We start from the raw sequence: 17,314 nt of genomic DNA on the forward strand, positions 1-17,314 counted from the left end.
CTAGGGTCAACACCAAGGCTCAGGGCCTAGGCTGCAAGACCAGCGTTACGTCAGAGAATCACCAGGAGGCGATCATGGCCGGTCAGGAAAGAATCAACCCGTCACACGAGGACCGCACTCCCGACGACGACGCCGACACCCCGGCTGCGGCCGCTGCGGCACCGCAGAAGGACGACGACGAGGTCGACGCCCTGCTCGAGGAGATCGACGAGGTGCTGGAGACCAACGCCGAGTCGTTCGTGCGCGGATTCGTCCAGAAGGGTGGGCAGTGAACCTGAACGCAGACAACTTCGCAGGACGACTCCCGGACGCCTTCCTGCGTCCGGGATCGTCGTCCTTCGTGGATTTCCTGGCCGAGTACGCCCCCGACCGCCTGCCCGGGAACCGGAGCGTGCCCGCGGGCGTGACCGACCCGGCGACCCTCTCCCCGCACGCCACCACGATCGTGGCGGTGACCTTCGACGGCGGCGTCCTGCTGGCCGGTGACCGGCGCGCCACTGCCGGCCCGATGATCGCCAGCCGCAGCATCGAGAAGGTGTTCCCGGCCGACGAGTACTCGGCGGTCGGCATCGCCGGTTCCGCCGGCATCGGCCTGGAGCTGGTCCGGCTGTTCCAGCTCGAGCTGGAGCACTACGAGAAGATCGAGGGCTCGCTGCTCTCGCTCACGGGCAAGGCGAACCGCCTGGCCACGATGCTGCGCGGCAACCTGCCCATGGCCATGCAGGGCCTGGCCGTCGTGCCGCTGTTCGCGGGCTACGACCTGGACAAGGGCACGGGCCGGATCTTCAGCTACGACGCCACCGGCGGGCGCTACGAGGAGCACGAGCACCACGGCGTGGGCTCGGGCTCCCTGTTCGCCCGGGGTGCGCTGAAGAAGCTGTGGCGGCGCGGGATGGACGCGGACGCCGCGGTCCAGGTCGCGGTCGAGGCGCTGTACGACGCCGCGGACGACGACTCGGCCACGGGCGGCCCGGACACCGTGCGGGGGATCTTCCCCGTGGTGGCCACCGTCTCCGTGGACGGCTACCAGCGGATCGAGGACGCGGAGATCTCCCGCGTGGCGGAGCAGATCGTGGCGCAGCGCCGCGAGAGGGGGTCGATCGCATGAACATGCCGTTCTACGTCTCGCCCGAGCAGCTGATGAAGGACCGGGCGGACTTCGCCCGCAAGGGCATCGCCCGGGGCCGGTCCGTGGTGGTGCTCGCCTACGACGGCGGCATCGCGTTCGCCACCGAGAACCCCTCGCGGGCGCTGCACAAGATCTCGGAGATCTACGACCGCATCGCGTTCGCGGCCGTGGGCAAGTACAACGAGTTCGAGAACCTGCGGGTCGCCGGCGTGCGGTACGCCGACATGCGCGGGTACTCGTACGACCGGTCCGACGTGACGGCCCGTGGCCTCGCCAATGCCTACGCGCAGACGCTCGGCACGGTCTTCATCACCGAGTCCAAGCCGCTCGAGGTCGAGATCGTCGTGGCGGAGGTGGGCGCCACGGCCGCCGACGACCAGATCTACCGGCTCACCTACGACGGCACCGTGGCCGACGAGCACGGCTTCGTCGTCATGGGCGGCCAGGCCGAGCAGCTCGGCCGCCGCGTCAAGGAGGGCTGGCGCGCCGACCTGACGCTGGGGGAGGCGCTGCGGCTCGCCGTGGCGGCGCTCGGCTCGGGTGACGGCTCCACGCCGCGCACCATCGAGGCGGCGCAGCTCGAGGTGGCGGTCCTGGAGCGCGACCGCCCGCGCCGGGCGTTCCGGCGGCTGAACCGGCAGGTCCTGGCCGATCTGCTGGCCGAGGGCGCCCCGGCGTCGTCGGACGAGGCTCCCGTGGACGACCTCCCGCCCGCGGACGACCTCGCGACCGGCTCGGCGACGCCGGGCCTGAGCACGGCGGACACCATTCCCCCGGAGAGTCCCGCGGACGAGCCCGCCGAGGACTCCCCGGCAGATGACTCCCCGGCGAAGGAGAAGCCGGACGAGGGGCCGGGCGCGACCGGCACCTCGCCCGGCGCCGACGAATAAACCAGGTTCCGCGAACGGGAGGGGAATCCATGGACCGCAGGATCTTCGGTCTCGAGACCGAGTACGGCGTCACGTGCGCCGCCGACGACGGGCGTGGCCTGTCGGCCGACGAGGTCGCCCGCTACCTGTTCCGGAAGGTGGTGGCGTGGGGCCGTTCCTCGAACGTGTTCCTGAGGAACGGCTCCCGCCTCTACCTCGACGTCGGCTCGCACCCCGAGTACGCGACGGCGGAGTGCGACGACGTGCGGCAGCTCGTCTCGTACGACCGGGGCGGCGAACGCATCCTGGAGGGCCTCGTGGCCGACGCGCAGCAGCGTCTGGAGCACGAGGACCTGCCTGGACGCATCCACCTGTTCAAGAACAACACCGACTCGGCGGGCAACTCCTACGGCTGCCACGAGAACTACCTGGTGCGGCGGTCCGGCGACTTCTCGCGGCTGTCCGACGTGCTGGTGCCGTTCCTGATCACCCGCCAGATCCTGGTCGGGGCGGGCAAGGTGCTCTCGACACCGCGCGGCGCGGTGTTCTGCCTCTCGCAGCGCGCCGACCACATCTGGGAGGCCGTCTCCAGCGCCACCACCCGGTCCCGGCCGATCATCAACACACGCGACGAGCCGCACGCGGACGCGGAGCTGTACCGCAGGCTGCACGTCATCGTGGGCGACTCGTCGATGGCGGAGCCCACCACGATGCTCAAGGTGGGCACCACCGACCTGGTGCTGCGCCTGGTCGAGGCAGGGGTCCCGATGCGGGACCTCACCCTGGAGAACCCCATCCGGGCCATCCGGGAGATCAGCCACGACCGCACGGGCAAGCACGCCGTGACGCTCGCCAACGGCCGGACCATGACCGCGATCGAGATCCAGTCGGAGTACTACGAGCGAGCCCGCGAGCTCGTGGAGGCCAACCTCGAGGTCACCCCGGTGGTCAAGCAGGTGCTCGACCTGTGGGAGCGTGGGCTGCGCGCCCTGCAGGCCGAGAACCTGTCCCTCGTGGACCGGGAGCTGGACTGGGTCATCAAGCTCAAGCTGATCAAGCGGTACCAGGAGAAGCACGACCTGGGGCTGGACGACCCCCGGATCGCCCGCCTCGACCTGGCCTACCACGACATCTCCCGCACGGAGGGCCTGTACAACCTGCTCGCCGCCCGCGGCATGGTGGAGCGGGTCACCACGGACCTGGAGGTCTTCGAGTCGACGGCGCTGCCGCCGCAGACCACCCGGGCCAAGCTGCGCGGTGACTTCGTACGGGCGGCGCAGGAGGCGCGGCGGGACTACACGGTCGACTGGGTGCACCTCAAGCTGAACGACCAGGCGCAGCGCACCGTGCTGTGCAAGGACCCGTTCAAGAGCGTGGACGACCGCGTGGAGCGGCTCATCGAGAGCATGTGAGCACCGAGCGCACGTGACGGTGCCCCGGGACCGGCCGCCGGCCGGTGACCGGGGCACCGCCGTTCCCGGACCGTTGTCGCAGCATGGGAGACTTACGCGAGTGAGCTCCTGGGTACGCGTCCTCGTCGGCGGTCTTGCGGCAGCCGCGGTGACCATGACCACGGCGTGCACGCCGGCATCGCTCCCGGTCGAGGTGGGCCCGGCCCCGACGTCCTCGGCGTCGCAGGCGCCGCTGCAGGTCACGGGCGGGAGCGACGCCCCGCCGACGCTCGAGTACGAGAAGCCGTTCGAGGTCGTGGAGCCGGGCTCGCGCATGGTCTGGCCCGGCACCGGCGACGTGCTGGAGCGGGACGACCCGGTGCTCCTGAACCTGTACGCGCAGGACGGCCGCGACGGAACGGAGCTGCAGAACACGTTCCGCACCGCGCCCGCGGCGTACACGATGACCGAGAAGTCGCTCGGCAACCACCTGTTCGCGGCGCTCGAGGGCCGCCGCGTCGGCACCCGCCTGGCGCTCATGGAGGAGCAGGACGGCGTCCCGGTGCTGCTGGTGGTCGACGTGCTGCCCGCCCGGGCGTCCGGCACGGAGGGCGTGCCGCCGGGCAAGGAGCTGCCGCAGGTGCGCCTGGACGACCTGGGCGCCCCGACCGTCCGCATCCCGCGTGGCGTCGATCCACCGACCGACCTCGTGGTGCACCCCTTGCTGCGCGGCTCCGGGCCGCAGGTGCGGGCCGGCCAGATCCTCACCGTGGAGTTCACCGCCGTCCGCTGGAGCGACGGCGAGGTGGTCGACACCACGTGGACCGAGGACACCCCGCCCCAGTCCGCCGAGATCGGCATCGGCCGGCTCGTCGACGGCTGGGACCAGGGGCTCCTGGAGCAAACCGTCGGGTCCCAGGTGATGCTCGTCGTCCCGCCGGGGAGCGGGTACGCCAACACCAGCAGCAGCCTCGCCGGCGAGACAATGGTGTACGTCGTCGACATCCTCGACGCGCACAAGGCCGTCGCCGAGGACGAGGAAGCACCGAAGAAGAAGGAGGGCTGATGTCCGTCGCGATCCGTGTGATCCCGTGCCTGGACGTCGACGCGGGCCGAGTGGTCAAGGGCGTCAACTTCGCCGACCTGCGGGACGCCGGCGACCCGGTCGAGCTCGCCGGCCGGTACGACGCCGAGGGCGCCGACGAGCTCACGTTCCTGGACGTGTCCGCCTCGTCGGGCGACCGGCAGACCATGGTCGACGTCGTGCGCCGTACCGCCGAGCAGGTCTTCGTGCCGCTCACGGTGGGCGGCGGTGTCCGCTCCACGGACGACGTCGACCGGCTGCTGCGCGCGGGCGCCGACAAGGTGGGTGTGAACACGGCCGCCATCGCGCGCCCGGAGCTGATCGCCGAGATCGCGCAGCGCTTCGGCTCGCAGGTGCTGACCCTGAGCGTCGACGCGCGCCGTGTCACCGGCGACGTGACCACCGCCTCGGGCTACGAGGTCACCACGCACGGCGGCCGTCGAGGTACCGGGATCGACGCCGTCGAGTGGGCCGAGACGGCCGCCCGGCTCGGCGCCGGCGAGATCCTGCTGAACTCGATGGACGCCGACGGCACCACGGCCGGGTTCGACCTGGAGATGCTGCACGCCGTGCGCGAGCGCGTGCACGTGCCCCTGGTCGCCTCGGGCGGCGCGGGCACGCCCGAGCACTTCGTCGAGGCGGCCCGGGCGGGCGCGGACGCCGTCCTGGCCGCGTCGGTCTTCCACTTCGGCAAGCTCACCGTGGGCCAGGTCAAGGACGCGATGCGCGCCGCCGGCCTCGACGTCCGCTGAGGCGCCACCCGGGACTTCCTTGACCTCGACCTGAGTTGAGGTCTTAGCGTCGGTGACGCCGAGGGGTGACGCCCTCGGCGTAAATCCGTCGAATCGATTCCCTCGCCATGAGAAAATTGCGGGGTCCCCCCAGGAAGCGAGGTCTTGCCGTGCCCCCAGAAGCCCCGCGACCCACCCCGATGGCCCTACAGGGCTCTCGTGTGCGCCGCTCGATCTCGGTCATGTGGCGCGGTATGCGCGCCCACCCCGGCATCTACGTGCTGGCCGTGGGCGCTTCCGGCCTCTTCGGCGCGCTCACCGTCGCCGTCAGCCGCGCGGTCGGCTGGGCCACCGACTCCGTCGTCGTTCCGGCCATCGGCGGCGACGAAGCCGCCCAGGACCGGGTCTGGCTCGCCGGCCTCGTGCTCGGCGCCGTCGCCCTCTCGCTCGCCCTGTCCGTCGCCGGCCGCCGCATCTGGGCCGGTTTCGGATTCGTCGGCATCCAGGCCGACCACCGCACCACCCTGACCCGGCAGTACCTGCGGCTGCCCGTCTCCTGGCACCGCTCGCACCCCGCCGGCCAGCTCCTGAACCACACCACCTCCGACACCGAGGCCGCCACCGGCGTCTTCAACCCGCTGCCGTTCGCGCTCGGCGTCGTGGTCATGATCGGCGTCTCCGTGGGTCTGCTGGTGGCGATCGACCCCTGGCTGGCGCTCGCCGCCCTCGCGATCATCCCGGTCACGATCGCCGTGAACGCCGTCTACCAGCGGCACATGTCCCCGGCCGTGACCCGGGCGCAGCGGCTGCGCGGCGACGTGGCCGACGTCGCCCACGAGAGCTTCGAGGCGGCGCTGCTGGTCAAGGCGCTCGGCACCGAGGACCGCGAGGAGGGCCGCTTCGGTGCCCGCACGCAGGAGCTGCGCGCCGCGAACGTGCGGGTCGGCATCGTCCGCTCGCTGTTCGACCCCGTGATCCAGACCCTGCCGTCGATCGGCACCCTCCTGGTGCTGGCCGTCGGCACCTGGCGGATCGCCGCGGGCGCCGTCGAACCGGGCGACCTGGTGACCGCCGCCTACCTGCTCACGATGATGACCGTGCCCGTGCAGGCGTTCGGCTGGGTGCTGGGCGAGCTGCCGCGCGCCCTGGTCGGCTACGAGCGCATCGCACAGGTCGCCGACGCGACCGGCGCCCTCGAGCACGGCGACGCCCGCCTGCCGCGGGACGCCGGCCGCACCGGCATGTCCGTGCGCCTGGCCGACGTCGGCGTCGACGTCCCCGCGATCAGCGGGGCCCGCGGCCGCTCGATCACGCTGCTCGACGGCGTGGACGTCGCGGTCGAGCCGGGCGCCACGGTCGCCGTCGTCGGCACCACCGGGGCGGGCAAGACCACCCTGGTGAGCCTGCTGGCCCGACTCTCCGATCCCACGCGCGGGCAGGTGCTGCTCGACGGCGTCGACGCCCGCACCCTCGCCGACGGTGAGATCCCGGGGCAGGTCGCACTCGTCACGCAGACCACGTTCATCTTCGAGGACACCGTGCGCGGCAACGTCACGCTCGCCGACCCGGGCACACCCGGCACGCCGTCCGACGACGAGGTGTGGGACGCCCTGCGGCTCGCCCGCCTGGACGAGACCGTGCGCGAGATGGCCGGTGGCCTCGACGCGCCCCTCGGCGAGCGTGGCGCCAACCTCTCCGGCGGGCAGCGGCAGCGCCTCGCCATCGCGCGTGCCCTTGTGCGGGCCCCGCGCCTGCTCGTGCTCGACGACGCGACCAGCGCCGTCGACCCCCGCGTGGAGCAGGAGATCCTGCGCGGCCTGGCCGCCGGGACGGGCACGACGGCCGGCGCCGAGGAACCTGCCGCCGCCGGACCCGGCACCACCGTGATCATGGTGGCGTACCGCATGTCGTCGGTGGCGCTCGCGGACCGCGTGGTCCACGTCGACGGCGGCCGCGTGGTCGACGTCGGGACGCACGACGAGCTCATGGCGCGCGACCCCGGCTACCGCGAGCTCGCCACGGCGTACGAGGCCGAGACCGAGCGCCGCGAGCAGGAACGGGCCGACGAGGCCGCCGCCGGAAAGCTGGACGACGAGCTGGAAGAGGTGTCCCGATGACCGCGGTGACCGACGAGCCCGACGTGGCCGACGTGCCCGAGGACCTGCTCGACGCCGACGGCGCGCGCATCGAGTCGGCCAGCGGCCTGGGTGTCCTCGCGACCCTGCGCCGTGGCATCGAGATCAGCCCGGAGATCACCAAGGGCCTCTGGATCACCCTGCTGCTGGCTTCGCTCGCGGCCGCCGGGCGCGTGGTGGTGCCGCTCGCGGTCCAGCAGACGATCGACGTGGGCGTGCTGGCCGACGGCGGTCCCGACGTCGGCCAGGTGGTCCTCCTCGCGTCGCTCGCGGCGGGAGCGCTGGTGCTGGCCGCGCTGTGCGCCGCGCTCGTCAACGTGCGCCTGTTCCGCTCGGCCGAGGCGGGCCTGGCGACGCTGCGCGTCAAGGCGTTCCGGCACGTGCACGACCTCTCGACGCTCACGCAGAACACGGAGCGCCGCGGCGCCCTGGTCTCGCGCGTGACCAACGACGTCGACACGGTCTCCCTGTTCGTGCAGTGGGGCGGCATCATGCTGCTCGTCAGCGTGCTGCAGGTGCTCGTGGCGACGGGCCTCATGCTCGTCTACTCGCCGATCCTGACGGCCGTGGTCTGGATCGCGTTCATCCCGATGTTCCTCGTGATCCGGTTCGGCCAGAAGTACGTCAACCGCGCGTACACGCTGGTGCGTGAGCGGGTCGGGGCGATGCTCGGCGCGATCTCCGAGTCGGTCGTCGGCGCCGAGACGGTGCGGGCCTACGGCGTGGCCGAGCGCACGGGGCGGCGCATCGGCGCCTCCGTCGAGGCGACCCGCACCGCGCAGGCCCGGTCCCAGATCCTGGTCGCGGCGACGTTCTCGTCGGGCGTGCTCATCTCCAACCTGGTGCTGGCCGTCGTGGTGGTCGTGGGCACGTTCCTCGGGGTGGGCGGCGGGCTGAGCGCGGGTGAGCTCGTGGCCTTCCTGTTCCTGGTGCAGCTCTTCACCGGTCCGGTGCAGATGGCCACCGAGATCCTCAACGAGCTGCAGAACGCCGTGGCCGGCTGGCGGCGCGTCATCGCCGTCATCGAGACGCCGGTGCAGGTGGCCGAGAAGCCGGGCGCGGCGACCCAGGAGCGCGGGCCGGCGCACGTGACGCTGCGTGACGTGCGGTTCGCCTACCCGGGCGGCCCCGAGGTGCTGCACGGCGTGACGCTCGACCTGCCGCCCCGCACCAAGGTGGCCGTCGTCGGGCAGACCGGCTCCGGCAAGACGACCATCGCCAAGCTCGTCACCCGGCTCATGGACCCGACGGCGGGCGCCGTGGAGCTGGACGGCACCGACCTGCGCGACCTGTCGTTCGCCTCGCTGCGCGAGCGCGTGGTGCTGGTGCCGCAGGAGGGCTTCCTGTTCGACGGCACGGTGCTGGACAACGCGGCCTACGGCCTGCGTGCCCCGCTCGAGACCGGCGACCACGAGGCGGACGGCGGGCACCGCGCCGCGGTCGAGCAGGCCTTCACCGAGCTCGGGCTGGCCGACTGGGTGGCCGACCTGCCCGACGGGCTGGACACGGCGGTCGGCCAGCGCGGCGAGGCGCTGTCGGCGGGGGAGCGGCAGCTCGTCGCGATCGCCCGCGCCTACCTCGCACAGCCCGACCTGCTGGTGCTCGACGAGGCGACGTCCGCCGTGGACCCGGCGACCGAGGTCCGGATCGCCCGCGCCCTGGACTCCCTGACCGCCGGCCGGTCCACGATCACCATCGCGCACCGGCTCTCCACGGCCGAGGCCTCCGACCTCGTCGTCGTGGTGGACCAGGGCCACGTCGCCGAGGTCGGCCCGCACGCCGAGCTGGCCGCCGCCGACGGCATCTACGCCCAGATGCACGCGAGCTGGGTCGCCCAGACCCGTTAGCCCGGCTCACGTTCCGGTACCGGATCCGGGCCGGCGGCGGACATCACACCGCCGTCGGCCCGCGACGTGGCAGGATTCTCAGGTGCCCGAAGTTCTCGACCCCACTCTCTCCGCCCGGCTCAAGCGGGACGACGCCGGCCTGGTCGCCGCCGTGGTCCAGCAGCACGACACGGGCGAGGTGCTCATGGTCGGCTGGATGGACGACGAAGCCCTGCGCCGCACCCTCACCGAGGGCCGCGTGACGTTCTGGTCCCGCAGCCGCCAGGAGTACTGGCGCAAGGGCGACACCTCCGGGCACGCCCAGTACGTCAAGGCCGCGAGCCTCGACTGTGACGGTGACGCCGTGCTGGTCCAGGTGGACCAGATCGGCGCGGCGTGCCACACGGGCACGCGCACCTGCTTCGAGGCCGGCGGCGACCTGGGCGCGGCGGTAGGCGTACCCGACCAGCGACACGAGGAGACCCGGTGACCCAGCTCGACACCCACGAGGCCCGCACGGCGACCGCACCCGCCGACCTGCCGTGGGGTCGCAGCTGGCCGAGCCTGCCGGAGTTCCGTGAGATGGCCGCCGACCGCCGGGTGATCCCGGTGGTCCGCCCCCTGCTGGCCGACGACGCCACGCCCGTCGGGCTCTACCGGACCCTCGCCCAGGGCCGGCCCGGCACGTTCATCCTGGAGTCGGCGGAGTCCGACGGCGTCTGGGCGCGCTGGTCGTTCGTCGGCGTCGCCTCGCGCGCGACCCTGACCAGCGACGGCGGCCAGGCCGTGTGGACCGGTGACGTGCCCGTCGGCATCCCGACCACCGGCGACGTCGTCGACGTGGTCGAGGCGGCGCTCGCGGCGTTGCGCACGCCCGGCGTGGCCAACCTGCCGCCGCTGACCGGCGGCCTGGCCGGCGTGCTCGGCTGGGACATCGTGCGGCACTGGGAGCCCACGCTCCCCGCCACGGCCCCGGACGAGACGGGCGCCCCCGAGCTCGCGCTGTGCCTCGCCACGGACCTCGCGGTCGTGGACCACCGGGAGGGCACGGTCTGGCTGGTCGCCAACGCGATCAACGCCGACGCCACCGACGAGCGCGTCGACGAGGCCTACGCGGACGCCGTCGCCCGGCTGGACGCCATGGAGGCCCGGCTCGCGGCCGGCGGCCCGCGGGTCACGTCCGTCGTCGTCGAGGACGCGCCCGAGCCGGAGCTCGAGTTCCGGTCCACGCGCGAGGAGTTCGAGGACGCCGTGCTCGCCGGCAAGGAGGCGATCCGCGACGGCGAGGTGTTCCAGGTGGTGCTGTCGCAGCGCCTCGACCTGGACTGCCCCGCAGATCCGCTGGACGTCTACCGGGCACTGCGCACCATCAACCCCAGCCCGTACATGTACTACTTCCACCTGGCCAAGCCCGACGGCGCCGAGTTCGCCGTGGTGGGCTCCAGCCCGGAGACCCTCGTGAAGGTGGACGACGGCCACGTCACCACCTACCCGATCGCCGGCTCCCGACCGCGTGGCGCCCACCCCGAGGAGGATGCCGAGCTGGGCGAGGAGCTCCTGGCAGACCCCAAGGAGCGGGCCGAGCACATCATGCTGGTGGACCTGTCGCGCAACGACATGGTCAAGGTGTGCGAGCCGACCAGCGTCGAGGTGGTCGAGTTCATGAAGGTGCGCCGGTTCAGCCACATCATGCACATGTGCTCCACCGTGGTGGGCCGCCTGCGGGAGGGTTTCGGCGCCCTGGACGCCCTGCGGGCGACCTTCCCGGCGGGCACGCTGTCCGGGGCGCCCAAGCCTCGGGCGATCGCCCTGATCGACGAGCTGGAGCCCGCCTCCCGCGGCATCTACGGCGGCGTCTGCGGTTACTTCGACTTCGGCGGCAACATGGACATGGCCATCGCGATCCGCACCGCGTACATCGCGGACGGCCGCGCCAGCGTGCAGGCCGGCGGCGGCATCGTGGCCGACTCGGTGCCCGCCCTGGAGTACGCGGAGTCGCGCAACAAGGCGGCCGCGGCGGTCCGCGCCGTCCAGCTGGCCTCCCGGCTCGCGCCGCTGCGCACGGTGACGACGCGGACCGGAGGCGACAAGTGACCCGCACCCGTACCGTCCTCGCGCTGCTCGTGCTGGGCGCGCTCACCTTCGGCACGGGCTCGCCGACCTGGATCACCACGACGGTGGCCACGGCGCTCGAGCCCGAGGTGGCGGTCGCCGCGTCGGGCACCTCGGCCGCGCCCGGCGTCGGCGCGGGCGCCCTCGTGCTGCTCGCGGCAGGCATCGCGTGCGCGCTGACCGGGCGGGTGGCCCGGTACGTCGCCCTCGTGGTCGCGGCCGCGGCCGGCGTGCTCGTGGTGACCAGCACGCTCGTCGTCGTCGGCGACCCGACCCCCGCCGCGACCAACGCGGCGTCTGCCACGAGCGGCGTCACCGAGCTGACCTCGCCCGTCGTGCTGACCGCCTGGCCGTGGGCCGCGGTCGCGACGGGCGTGCTCGCCGTCGTCGTCGCGGTCTGGGCCGGCATCGCCGCCCGGGGCTGGACGGCGACGTCGGCCCGCCACGAGCGGGCGGGGCAGGGCGCGGCGGCGACCGCCGCCGGGACCGCGGGCGAGGCGGGCACTGCCGGCCCCGCGGCCGGTCCTGACACCGCCCCCGAGGCGGCCGGGCCGGGCGCCGCCAGCGACCCGGCCGGCAGCACCGAGGACGACACCGACGACGAGATCGACCCCCACGACGCCTGGGACGCGCTGTCCCGGGGCGACGACCCGACGGGCCGCTGACCCGGCCGGGAACGGTTAGGCTGGGCGCGTACCGCACGACACGAAAGGCATCAAACCTGCGATGACCGAGAACAAGCCTGAGATCGCCTACCTCCCGCCGGGCGTCCCGCCGACCAACCACGGCCACACGGTCGCGGCGTGGGTCACGATGGTCGGGATCACGCTGGGCGTGCTGATCTCCTCGTGGGGCGTCGTGGTGGCCCAGTCCTGGTCGTCGTGGCTGGTCCTGTTCGTGCTCGGCTTCGTCGTGGTCGGCGCCTCGCTGATCATCGGCCTGGTGCTGCGCAACCTGGGCCTGGGCCAGAAGACGGTCCAGCGGTAACCGGTGCCATGACCGCCCTGGAGATGGCCGCACCGTCCGCCGCCTACCCCCGCAACAACCTGGGGGTCTGGTCGCTCGTGCTGGGCATCGCGTCGATCGTGCTGTTCCTGGGTGTCCTCACGGGCATCCCCGCGATCATCGTCGGCAACCAGGGCCGCCGCGCCGTCCGCGCGGGCGAGGCCAACAACGAGGGGACGGCGCTGGCCGGCGTCGTGCTGGGCTGGCTGTCCCTCGCGGTCCTCGTATTCGTCATCGGCCTCGTCATCGTCCGCTTCCTGGCCGGTGGGCCCCATTCCTGAGACCGCCGTCCGGCCGGCGACGGCACCCGCGCTGCGGGCGCCGCTGCTGGCCGGGGCGGCCGTCGGGGCGGCGACCCTCCTGGTGGCGCTCCGCGACCCGCACGTGCCGGGCTCCTACGGGTTCTGTCCGCTGCTGGAGCTGACCGGCCTGGCCTGCCCGCTGTGCGGCGGGCTGCGTGCCACGCACGACCTGGCGCACCTCGACCTGGCAGGCGCCTGGTCCGCCAACGCGCTGTGGACCGTCACGGCCCCGGTGGTCGTCGTCGTGTGGCTCGCCTGGCTCGTGGCCGCTGCCCGCGGACGCCCGTTCCGCGGCCTGTCGAGCACCGGCGGCTGGGTCACGCTCGGGGTCGCGCTCGCGTTCCTCGTGGCGCGGAACCTGCCGTGGCTGCAGCCCTGGCTGACCCCCTGGCTCTGATCCCCGCGCTGATCAGGCGCTCCGCCGGGGAGGGTGCGCCGCGCCCGGGCCGGGATCTGACGGGCCGTCGTCTCACGGGCCGGGAGTGGTCAGGACCACACCTTGGATCCGCCTACCATGGCCATGGGGCACAGGTCCCAGCAGGCGCGCGGTGCGTCGTCAGCCGCACGAACGAGGCCGCCTGCCGAGGGCAGAGCAAGGGCACGGGGAGGCTCATTACATGTCGGTCCTGGAGGACATCGTCGCGGGGGTTCGTGAGGACCTCGCGGAGCGTGAGGCACGTGTGCCTCTCGACGCGCTCAAGGAGCGCGCCAACGCCGTGCCCGGTGCCCTCGAGTGCCTCGGCCGGCTCAAGCAGGCGGACGCCGTCTCCGTGATCGCCGAGGTGAAGCGCTCGAGCCCGAGCAAGGGATCCCTGGCCCCGATCGCCGACCCGGCGGCCCTGGCCGTCGAGTACGAGTCCGGCGGGGCCTCGGCGATCTCGGTGCTCACCGAGCAGCGCCGGTTCCACGGCTCGCTGGCCGATCTGGACGCCGTGCGCGGCCGGGTGGACGTGCCGGTGCTGCGCAAGGACTTCGTCGTGACGCCGTACCAGGTGTGGGAGGCCCGCGCGCACGGGGCCGACCTCGTCCTGATCATCGTGGCCGCCCTGGAGCAGACCGTGCTGGAGTCGCTGGTGGAGCGCGTGCACTCGCTCGGCATGACGGCCCTCGTGGAGACGCACAACCTCGAGGAGGTGCGCCGGGCGGTCGACGCCGGGGCGCGCGTCGTGGGTGTCAACCACCGCAACCTCAAGACCCTCGAGCTGGACCGCGGCCTGTTCCGCAGCCTCGCCGAGTACATCCCGGACGACGTGATCAAGATCGCCGAGTCCGGCATCCGTGGCCCGCACGACGTGATGGAGATGGCCCGGGCCGGGGCGGACGGCGTCCTGGTGGGCGAGGCCCTCGTGACCGACGGCGCCCCGCGCGCCTCGGTGGCGGACCTCGTCGCCGCGGGCTCGCACCCGTCGCTGCGGTCCGTGCGGCCGGCCTGAAGGGATCCCAGATGAGCGACGTGAAGCTTTCCGACGTCTCCGGCCCGTACTTCGGTCAGTACGGCGGTCGCTTCGTGCCCGAGGCGCTGATCGCCGCGCTGGAGGAGCTGGACACCGAGTTCCGCAAGGCGGCCGACGACCCCGAGTTCGCGGCGGAGCTGCAGCGCCTGCACCGGGAGTACACCGGCCGGCCCAGCCCGCTGACCGAGGTGCCGCGGTTCGCGGCGCACGCGGGCGGCGAGCACGGTGGCGTGCGGGTGTTCCTCAAGCGCGAGGACCTCAACCACACCGGCTCTCACAAGATCAACAACGTGCTCGGCCAGGCGCTGCTGGTCAAGCGCATGGGCAAGAAGCGCCTCATCGCCGAGACCGGGGCAGGCCAGCACGGCGTCGCCACCGCGACCGCGGCCGCCCTGATGGACCTCGAGTGCGTGATCTACATGGGCGAGGAGGACACGCGGCGCCAGGCGCTGAACGTGGCGCGCATGCGCCTGCTCGGCGCCGAGGTGGTGCCCGTCAAGATCGGCTCGCGCACCCTCAAGGACGCGATCAACGAGGCGCTGCGCGACTGGGTCGCCAACGTCGAGACCACGCACTACCTGCTGGGCACCGTCACGGGCCCGCACCCGTTCCCCGAGATGGTGCGCCAGTTCCACCGCATCATCGGCGAGGAGGCGCGTGAGCAGATGCTGGAGCGCACCGGCCGCCTGCCCGACGTCGTGGCGGCATGCGTGGGCGGCGGGTCCAACGCGCTGGGCATCTTCAACGCGTTCCTCGACGAGAAGAGCGTCGAGCTGCGCGGCTTCGAGGCCGGTGGCGAGGGCATCGAGTCGGGCCGTCACGCTGCCCGGTTCAGCGGCGGCGCGCTGGGCGTGCTGCACGGCGCGCGCTCCTACCTGCTGCAGGACGACGACGGCCAGACGCTGCCGAGCCACTCGGTCTCCGCGGGCCTCGACTACCCGAGCGTCGGCCCCGCGCACGCCTGGCTGCACGACCTGGGCCGGGCCACCTACGAGCCCGTGACCGACGACGAGGCCATGGAGGCGTTCCGCCTGCTGTGCCGCACGGAGGGCATCATCCCGGCCATCGAGTCGGCGCACGCCCTCGCGGGCGCGCTGCGGATCGGCCAGGCCGCCGCGGCCGAGGGGCGCACCGGGCCGGACGGCCAGCCGCTCCTGCTGCTGGTGAACCTGTCGGGCCGCGGGGACAAGGACGTGGCGACGGCCGCGCGCTGGTTCGGGCTGCTGGACGGCGCCGACAACGTGGCCGCGGAAGAGCTCGAGCGGCAGGAGGGCCGGGGATGAGCACGCTGACCGAGCCGGCGACGGGACCCCACACCGGGTCCCGCAGCGCCGACCTGATCGCCCGCCTGCGCGAGCAGGAGAACCGGGCCGCCCTGGTGGGCTACCTGCCGGTGGGCTACCCGACGGTCGACCGGTCGATCGAGGCGCTCAAGACCCTCGTCGACCACGGCGTCGACCTGATCGAGCTCGGCGTCCCGTACACCGACCCCGTCCTCGACGGCCCGGTGATCCAGGCCGCGGCGCAGGGCGCGCTCGACGCGGGCGCCCGCGTGCGGGACGTGTTCCGCGTGGTGCGTGAGCTGAGCGACTACGCGCCACACGTGCCCGTGCTGGTCATGACGTACTGGAACCCGGTGCTCAAGTACGGCCCGGACGCGTTCGCGCGCGACCTGGCGGCCGCGGGCGGCGCCGGGCTCATCACGCCCGACCTCATCCCGGACGAGGGCGCCGACTGGATCGAGGCCAGCGAGAGGCACGGGCTGGACCGTGTGTTCCTCGTGGCCCCCAGCTCGACGCCGGAACGGCTGCGGCTCACGGTCGGCCAGTCGCGCGGCTTCGTGTACGCGGCCTCGCTCATGGGCGTCACGGGTGTGCGCAACGAGGTGGGCTCGCGCGCCGAGCAGCTCGTGGCCGACACACGCGCCGCGGGCGCGCCCAACGTCTGCGTGGGCCTGGGCGTCTCCACGGGGGCGCAGGCCGCCGAGGTGGGCCGGTTCGCCGACGGCGTCATCGTCGGCTCCGCCCTGGTGCGCCCGCTCCTGTCCGACGGCCCGCTGCCGGACGACGAGTGGGCGGTCCGTCTCACGGATCTGGCCGGGGTGACGGAGGACCTCGCGGCCGGGGTACGGTCGGCTCGCGCCTCGGCGCCCGCCGACACCCCCGCCGGTGCGAAGACCACCTCCGGAGAGGCCCTGTGACGCTGCTGACCGCACTGCCGGCCGCTCTGCACGAGCTGCCCGCCGCGCTGTCAGCACTGCCGCAGGCGCCCGCCCCCTCCCAGATCCCGAGCCCTGGCGAGCACACCTGGTACCTCGGCATCTTCCCGGTGCGCGCGTACGCGCTGGCGATCCTCGCGGGGATCGTCATCGCCGTCTGGATGACCGCCCGGCGCTGGAAGGCGCGCGGGGGCAATCCGGACGACGTCCTGGAGATCGCGTTCTGGGCGGTGCCGTTCGGCATCGTCGGCGGCCGGATCTACCACGTGCTGTCGTCCCCGGAGCGGTACTTCGGCGAGAACTTCTCGGGCGGGGGCGACCCCGTCACGGCGCTCTACGTCTGGGAGGGCGGCCTCGGCATCTGGGGTGCCGTCGCGCTCGGCGCCGTCGGCGCCTGGATCGGCTGCCGCCGACAGGGCGTACGGCTGTCGTCGTTCGCCGACGCCGTCGCGCCGGGCCTCCTCGTCGCGCAGGCCGTCGGCCGCCTCGGCAACTGGTTCAACCAGGAGCTGTACGGCCGGCCCACGGAGCTGCCCTGGGGCCTGCACATCGACGCCGAGTACCTGGTGCCCAACCCGGCCACCGGCGTGGCGTACCCGGAGGGCACGCTGTTCCACCCGACCTTCCTGTACGAACTCCTGTGGAATCTCCTGATGGCCGGAGTTCTGCTGTTTCTAGACCGTCGGTTCAGGTTGGGTCATGGGCGGGTATTCTGGGCGTACGTCCTGCTCTACACTCTCGGACGGGTCTGGATCGAGATGCTCCGCATCGACGATGCGGAGCAGGTGCTGGGGCTCCGCCTCAACGTCTGGACCTCGATCCTCCTGGGCCTAGCGGCCCTGGTGGTCTCGATCGTGCTGGCTCGCAAGTTCCCCACCAGGGAAGAGTCCGTACGGCTGCGACCCGAGGACGACGAACCACCGGCCGGCCCACGGGTCGAGCCGGAGCCTGACCCAGGAGTCGAAGGGACCGGCGAGGCCGAGGCCGAGCCGGAGGAAGGCAAGACAGCAGCACAGGAGGAGTCCGACGCGGACGCCTCCGTGCGCACCTGAGGGGCA

General features: G+C 73.0%; 17 protein-coding genes and 1 pseudogene. All 18 read left to right on the forward strand.

The features are described 5' to 3' along the window. Positions 1 to 74: 74 nt before the first annotated feature. The 18 genes and pseudogenes from ACH47X_RS17110 to lgt all read left to right on the forward strand — a co-directional run bounded on the left by ACH47X_RS17110 (position 75) and on the right by lgt (position 17,308). Positions 75 to 272, forward strand: coding sequence for a ubiquitin-like protein Pup (locus ACH47X_RS17110; RefSeq protein ID WP_036959325.1), 198 nt, complete (start codon positions 75 to 77; stop codon positions 270 to 272). Continuing rightward, a complete protein-coding gene (gene prcB / locus ACH47X_RS17115) occupies positions 269 to 1,108 on the forward strand; it encodes a proteasome subunit beta (protein WP_397405755.1) in 840 nt (279 codons plus the stop codon). Before ACH47X_RS17110 ends, prcB begins: the two co-directional genes overlap by 4 nt. Beyond that, positions 1,105 to 1,803: pseudogene (gene prcA / locus ACH47X_RS17120) on the forward strand (proteasome subunit alpha); the annotation flags it as partial. The gene prcB and the pseudogene prcA, both read left to right, overlap by 4 nt. Positions 1,804 to 2,048: 245 nt before the next feature. Next, positions 2,049 to 3,410 carry a Pup--protein ligase gene (gene pafA / locus ACH47X_RS17125; protein WP_020014731.1) on the forward strand — a complete coding sequence of 454 codons (1,362 nt, stop codon included), beginning with the start codon at positions 2,049 to 2,051 and terminating at the stop codon, positions 3,408 to 3,410. 100 nt (positions 3,411 to 3,510) lie between these two features. Next, the gene (locus ACH47X_RS17130; RefSeq protein WP_397405756.1) at positions 3,511 to 4,455 is read left to right on the forward strand and encodes an FKBP-type peptidyl-prolyl cis-trans isomerase; all 945 of its coding nucleotides are present in this window, start codon (positions 3,511 to 3,513) and stop codon (positions 4,453 to 4,455) included. Next, positions 4,455 to 5,225, forward strand: a complete 771-nt coding sequence (hisF, locus tag ACH47X_RS17135; protein WP_397405757.1) for an imidazole glycerol phosphate synthase subunit HisF — start codon at positions 4,455 to 4,457, stop codon at positions 5,223 to 5,225. The genes ACH47X_RS17130 and hisF overlap by 1 nt, the downstream gene beginning before the upstream one ends. Before the next feature lie 221 nt (positions 5,226 to 5,446). Beyond that, complete coding sequence (locus ACH47X_RS17140) at positions 5,447 to 7,321, forward strand: ABC transporter ATP-binding protein (RefSeq protein ID WP_397405855.1); 1,875 nt, start codon at positions 5,447 to 5,449, stop codon at positions 7,319 to 7,321. After that, positions 7,318 to 9,186, forward strand: a complete 1,869-nt coding sequence (locus tag ACH47X_RS17145; RefSeq protein ID WP_397405758.1) for an ABC transporter ATP-binding protein — start codon at positions 7,318 to 7,320, stop codon at positions 9,184 to 9,186. Before ACH47X_RS17140 ends, ACH47X_RS17145 begins: the two co-directional genes overlap by 4 nt. A gap of 82 nt (positions 9,187 to 9,268) precedes the next feature. Next, positions 9,269 to 9,655, forward strand: coding sequence for a phosphoribosyl-AMP cyclohydrolase (gene hisI / locus ACH47X_RS17150; protein WP_397405759.1), 387 nt, complete (start codon positions 9,269 to 9,271; stop codon positions 9,653 to 9,655). Further along, on the forward strand, positions 9,652 to 11,259 hold the full coding sequence (locus ACH47X_RS17155) for an anthranilate synthase component I (protein WP_397405760.1): 1,608 nt from the start codon (positions 9,652 to 9,654) through the stop codon (positions 11,257 to 11,259). Before hisI ends, ACH47X_RS17155 begins: the two co-directional genes overlap by 4 nt. Next, positions 11,256 to 11,942, forward strand: coding sequence for a Trp biosynthesis-associated membrane protein (locus ACH47X_RS17160; RefSeq protein ID WP_397405761.1), 687 nt, complete (start codon positions 11,256 to 11,258; stop codon positions 11,940 to 11,942). Before ACH47X_RS17155 ends, ACH47X_RS17160 begins: the two co-directional genes overlap by 4 nt. A 61-nt stretch (positions 11,943 to 12,003) precedes the next feature. Continuing rightward, the gene (locus tag ACH47X_RS17165) at positions 12,004 to 12,264 is read left to right on the forward strand and encodes an HGxxPAAW family protein (protein WP_020014739.1); all 261 of its coding nucleotides are present in this window, start codon (positions 12,004 to 12,006) and stop codon (positions 12,262 to 12,264) included. Between the two features lie 8 nt (positions 12,265 to 12,272). Then, positions 12,273 to 12,563: a DUF4190 domain-containing protein gene (locus ACH47X_RS17170; protein WP_397405762.1), complete on the forward strand. Its 291-nt coding sequence runs from the start codon at positions 12,273 to 12,275 to the stop codon at positions 12,561 to 12,563. After that, on the forward strand, positions 12,547 to 12,981 hold the full coding sequence (locus ACH47X_RS17175; RefSeq protein ID WP_397405763.1) for a DUF2752 domain-containing protein: 435 nt from the start codon (positions 12,547 to 12,549) through the stop codon (positions 12,979 to 12,981). Before ACH47X_RS17170 ends, ACH47X_RS17175 begins: the two co-directional genes overlap by 17 nt. A 220-nt stretch (positions 12,982 to 13,201) precedes the next feature. Then, on the forward strand, positions 13,202 to 14,017 hold the full coding sequence (trpC, locus tag ACH47X_RS17180; protein WP_020014742.1) for an indole-3-glycerol phosphate synthase TrpC: 816 nt from the start codon (positions 13,202 to 13,204) through the stop codon (positions 14,015 to 14,017). Positions 14,018 to 14,028: 11 nt separating this feature from the next. Then, entirely contained in the window at positions 14,029 to 15,321 is a 1,293-nt protein-coding gene (trpB, locus tag ACH47X_RS17185) for a tryptophan synthase subunit beta (RefSeq protein ID WP_397405764.1), read from the forward strand. Continuing rightward, a complete protein-coding gene (trpA, locus tag ACH47X_RS17190) occupies positions 15,318 to 16,238 on the forward strand; it encodes a tryptophan synthase subunit alpha (RefSeq protein ID WP_397405765.1) in 921 nt (306 codons plus the stop codon). Before trpB ends, trpA begins: the two co-directional genes overlap by 4 nt. Continuing rightward, positions 16,235 to 17,308, forward strand: a complete 1,074-nt coding sequence (lgt, locus tag ACH47X_RS17195) for a prolipoprotein diacylglyceryl transferase (RefSeq protein ID WP_397405766.1) — start codon at positions 16,235 to 16,237, stop codon at positions 17,306 to 17,308. The genes trpA and lgt overlap by 4 nt, the downstream gene beginning before the upstream one ends. The last annotated feature ends 6 nt before the right edge of the window (positions 17,309 to 17,314 follow it).

Origin of the sequence: Promicromonospora kroppenstedtii (assembly GCF_044389675.1) — a bacterium.
In the GTDB taxonomy this organism is placed as follows: Bacteria; Actinomycetota; Actinomycetes; order Actinomycetales; family Cellulomonadaceae; genus Promicromonospora; species Promicromonospora kroppenstedtii.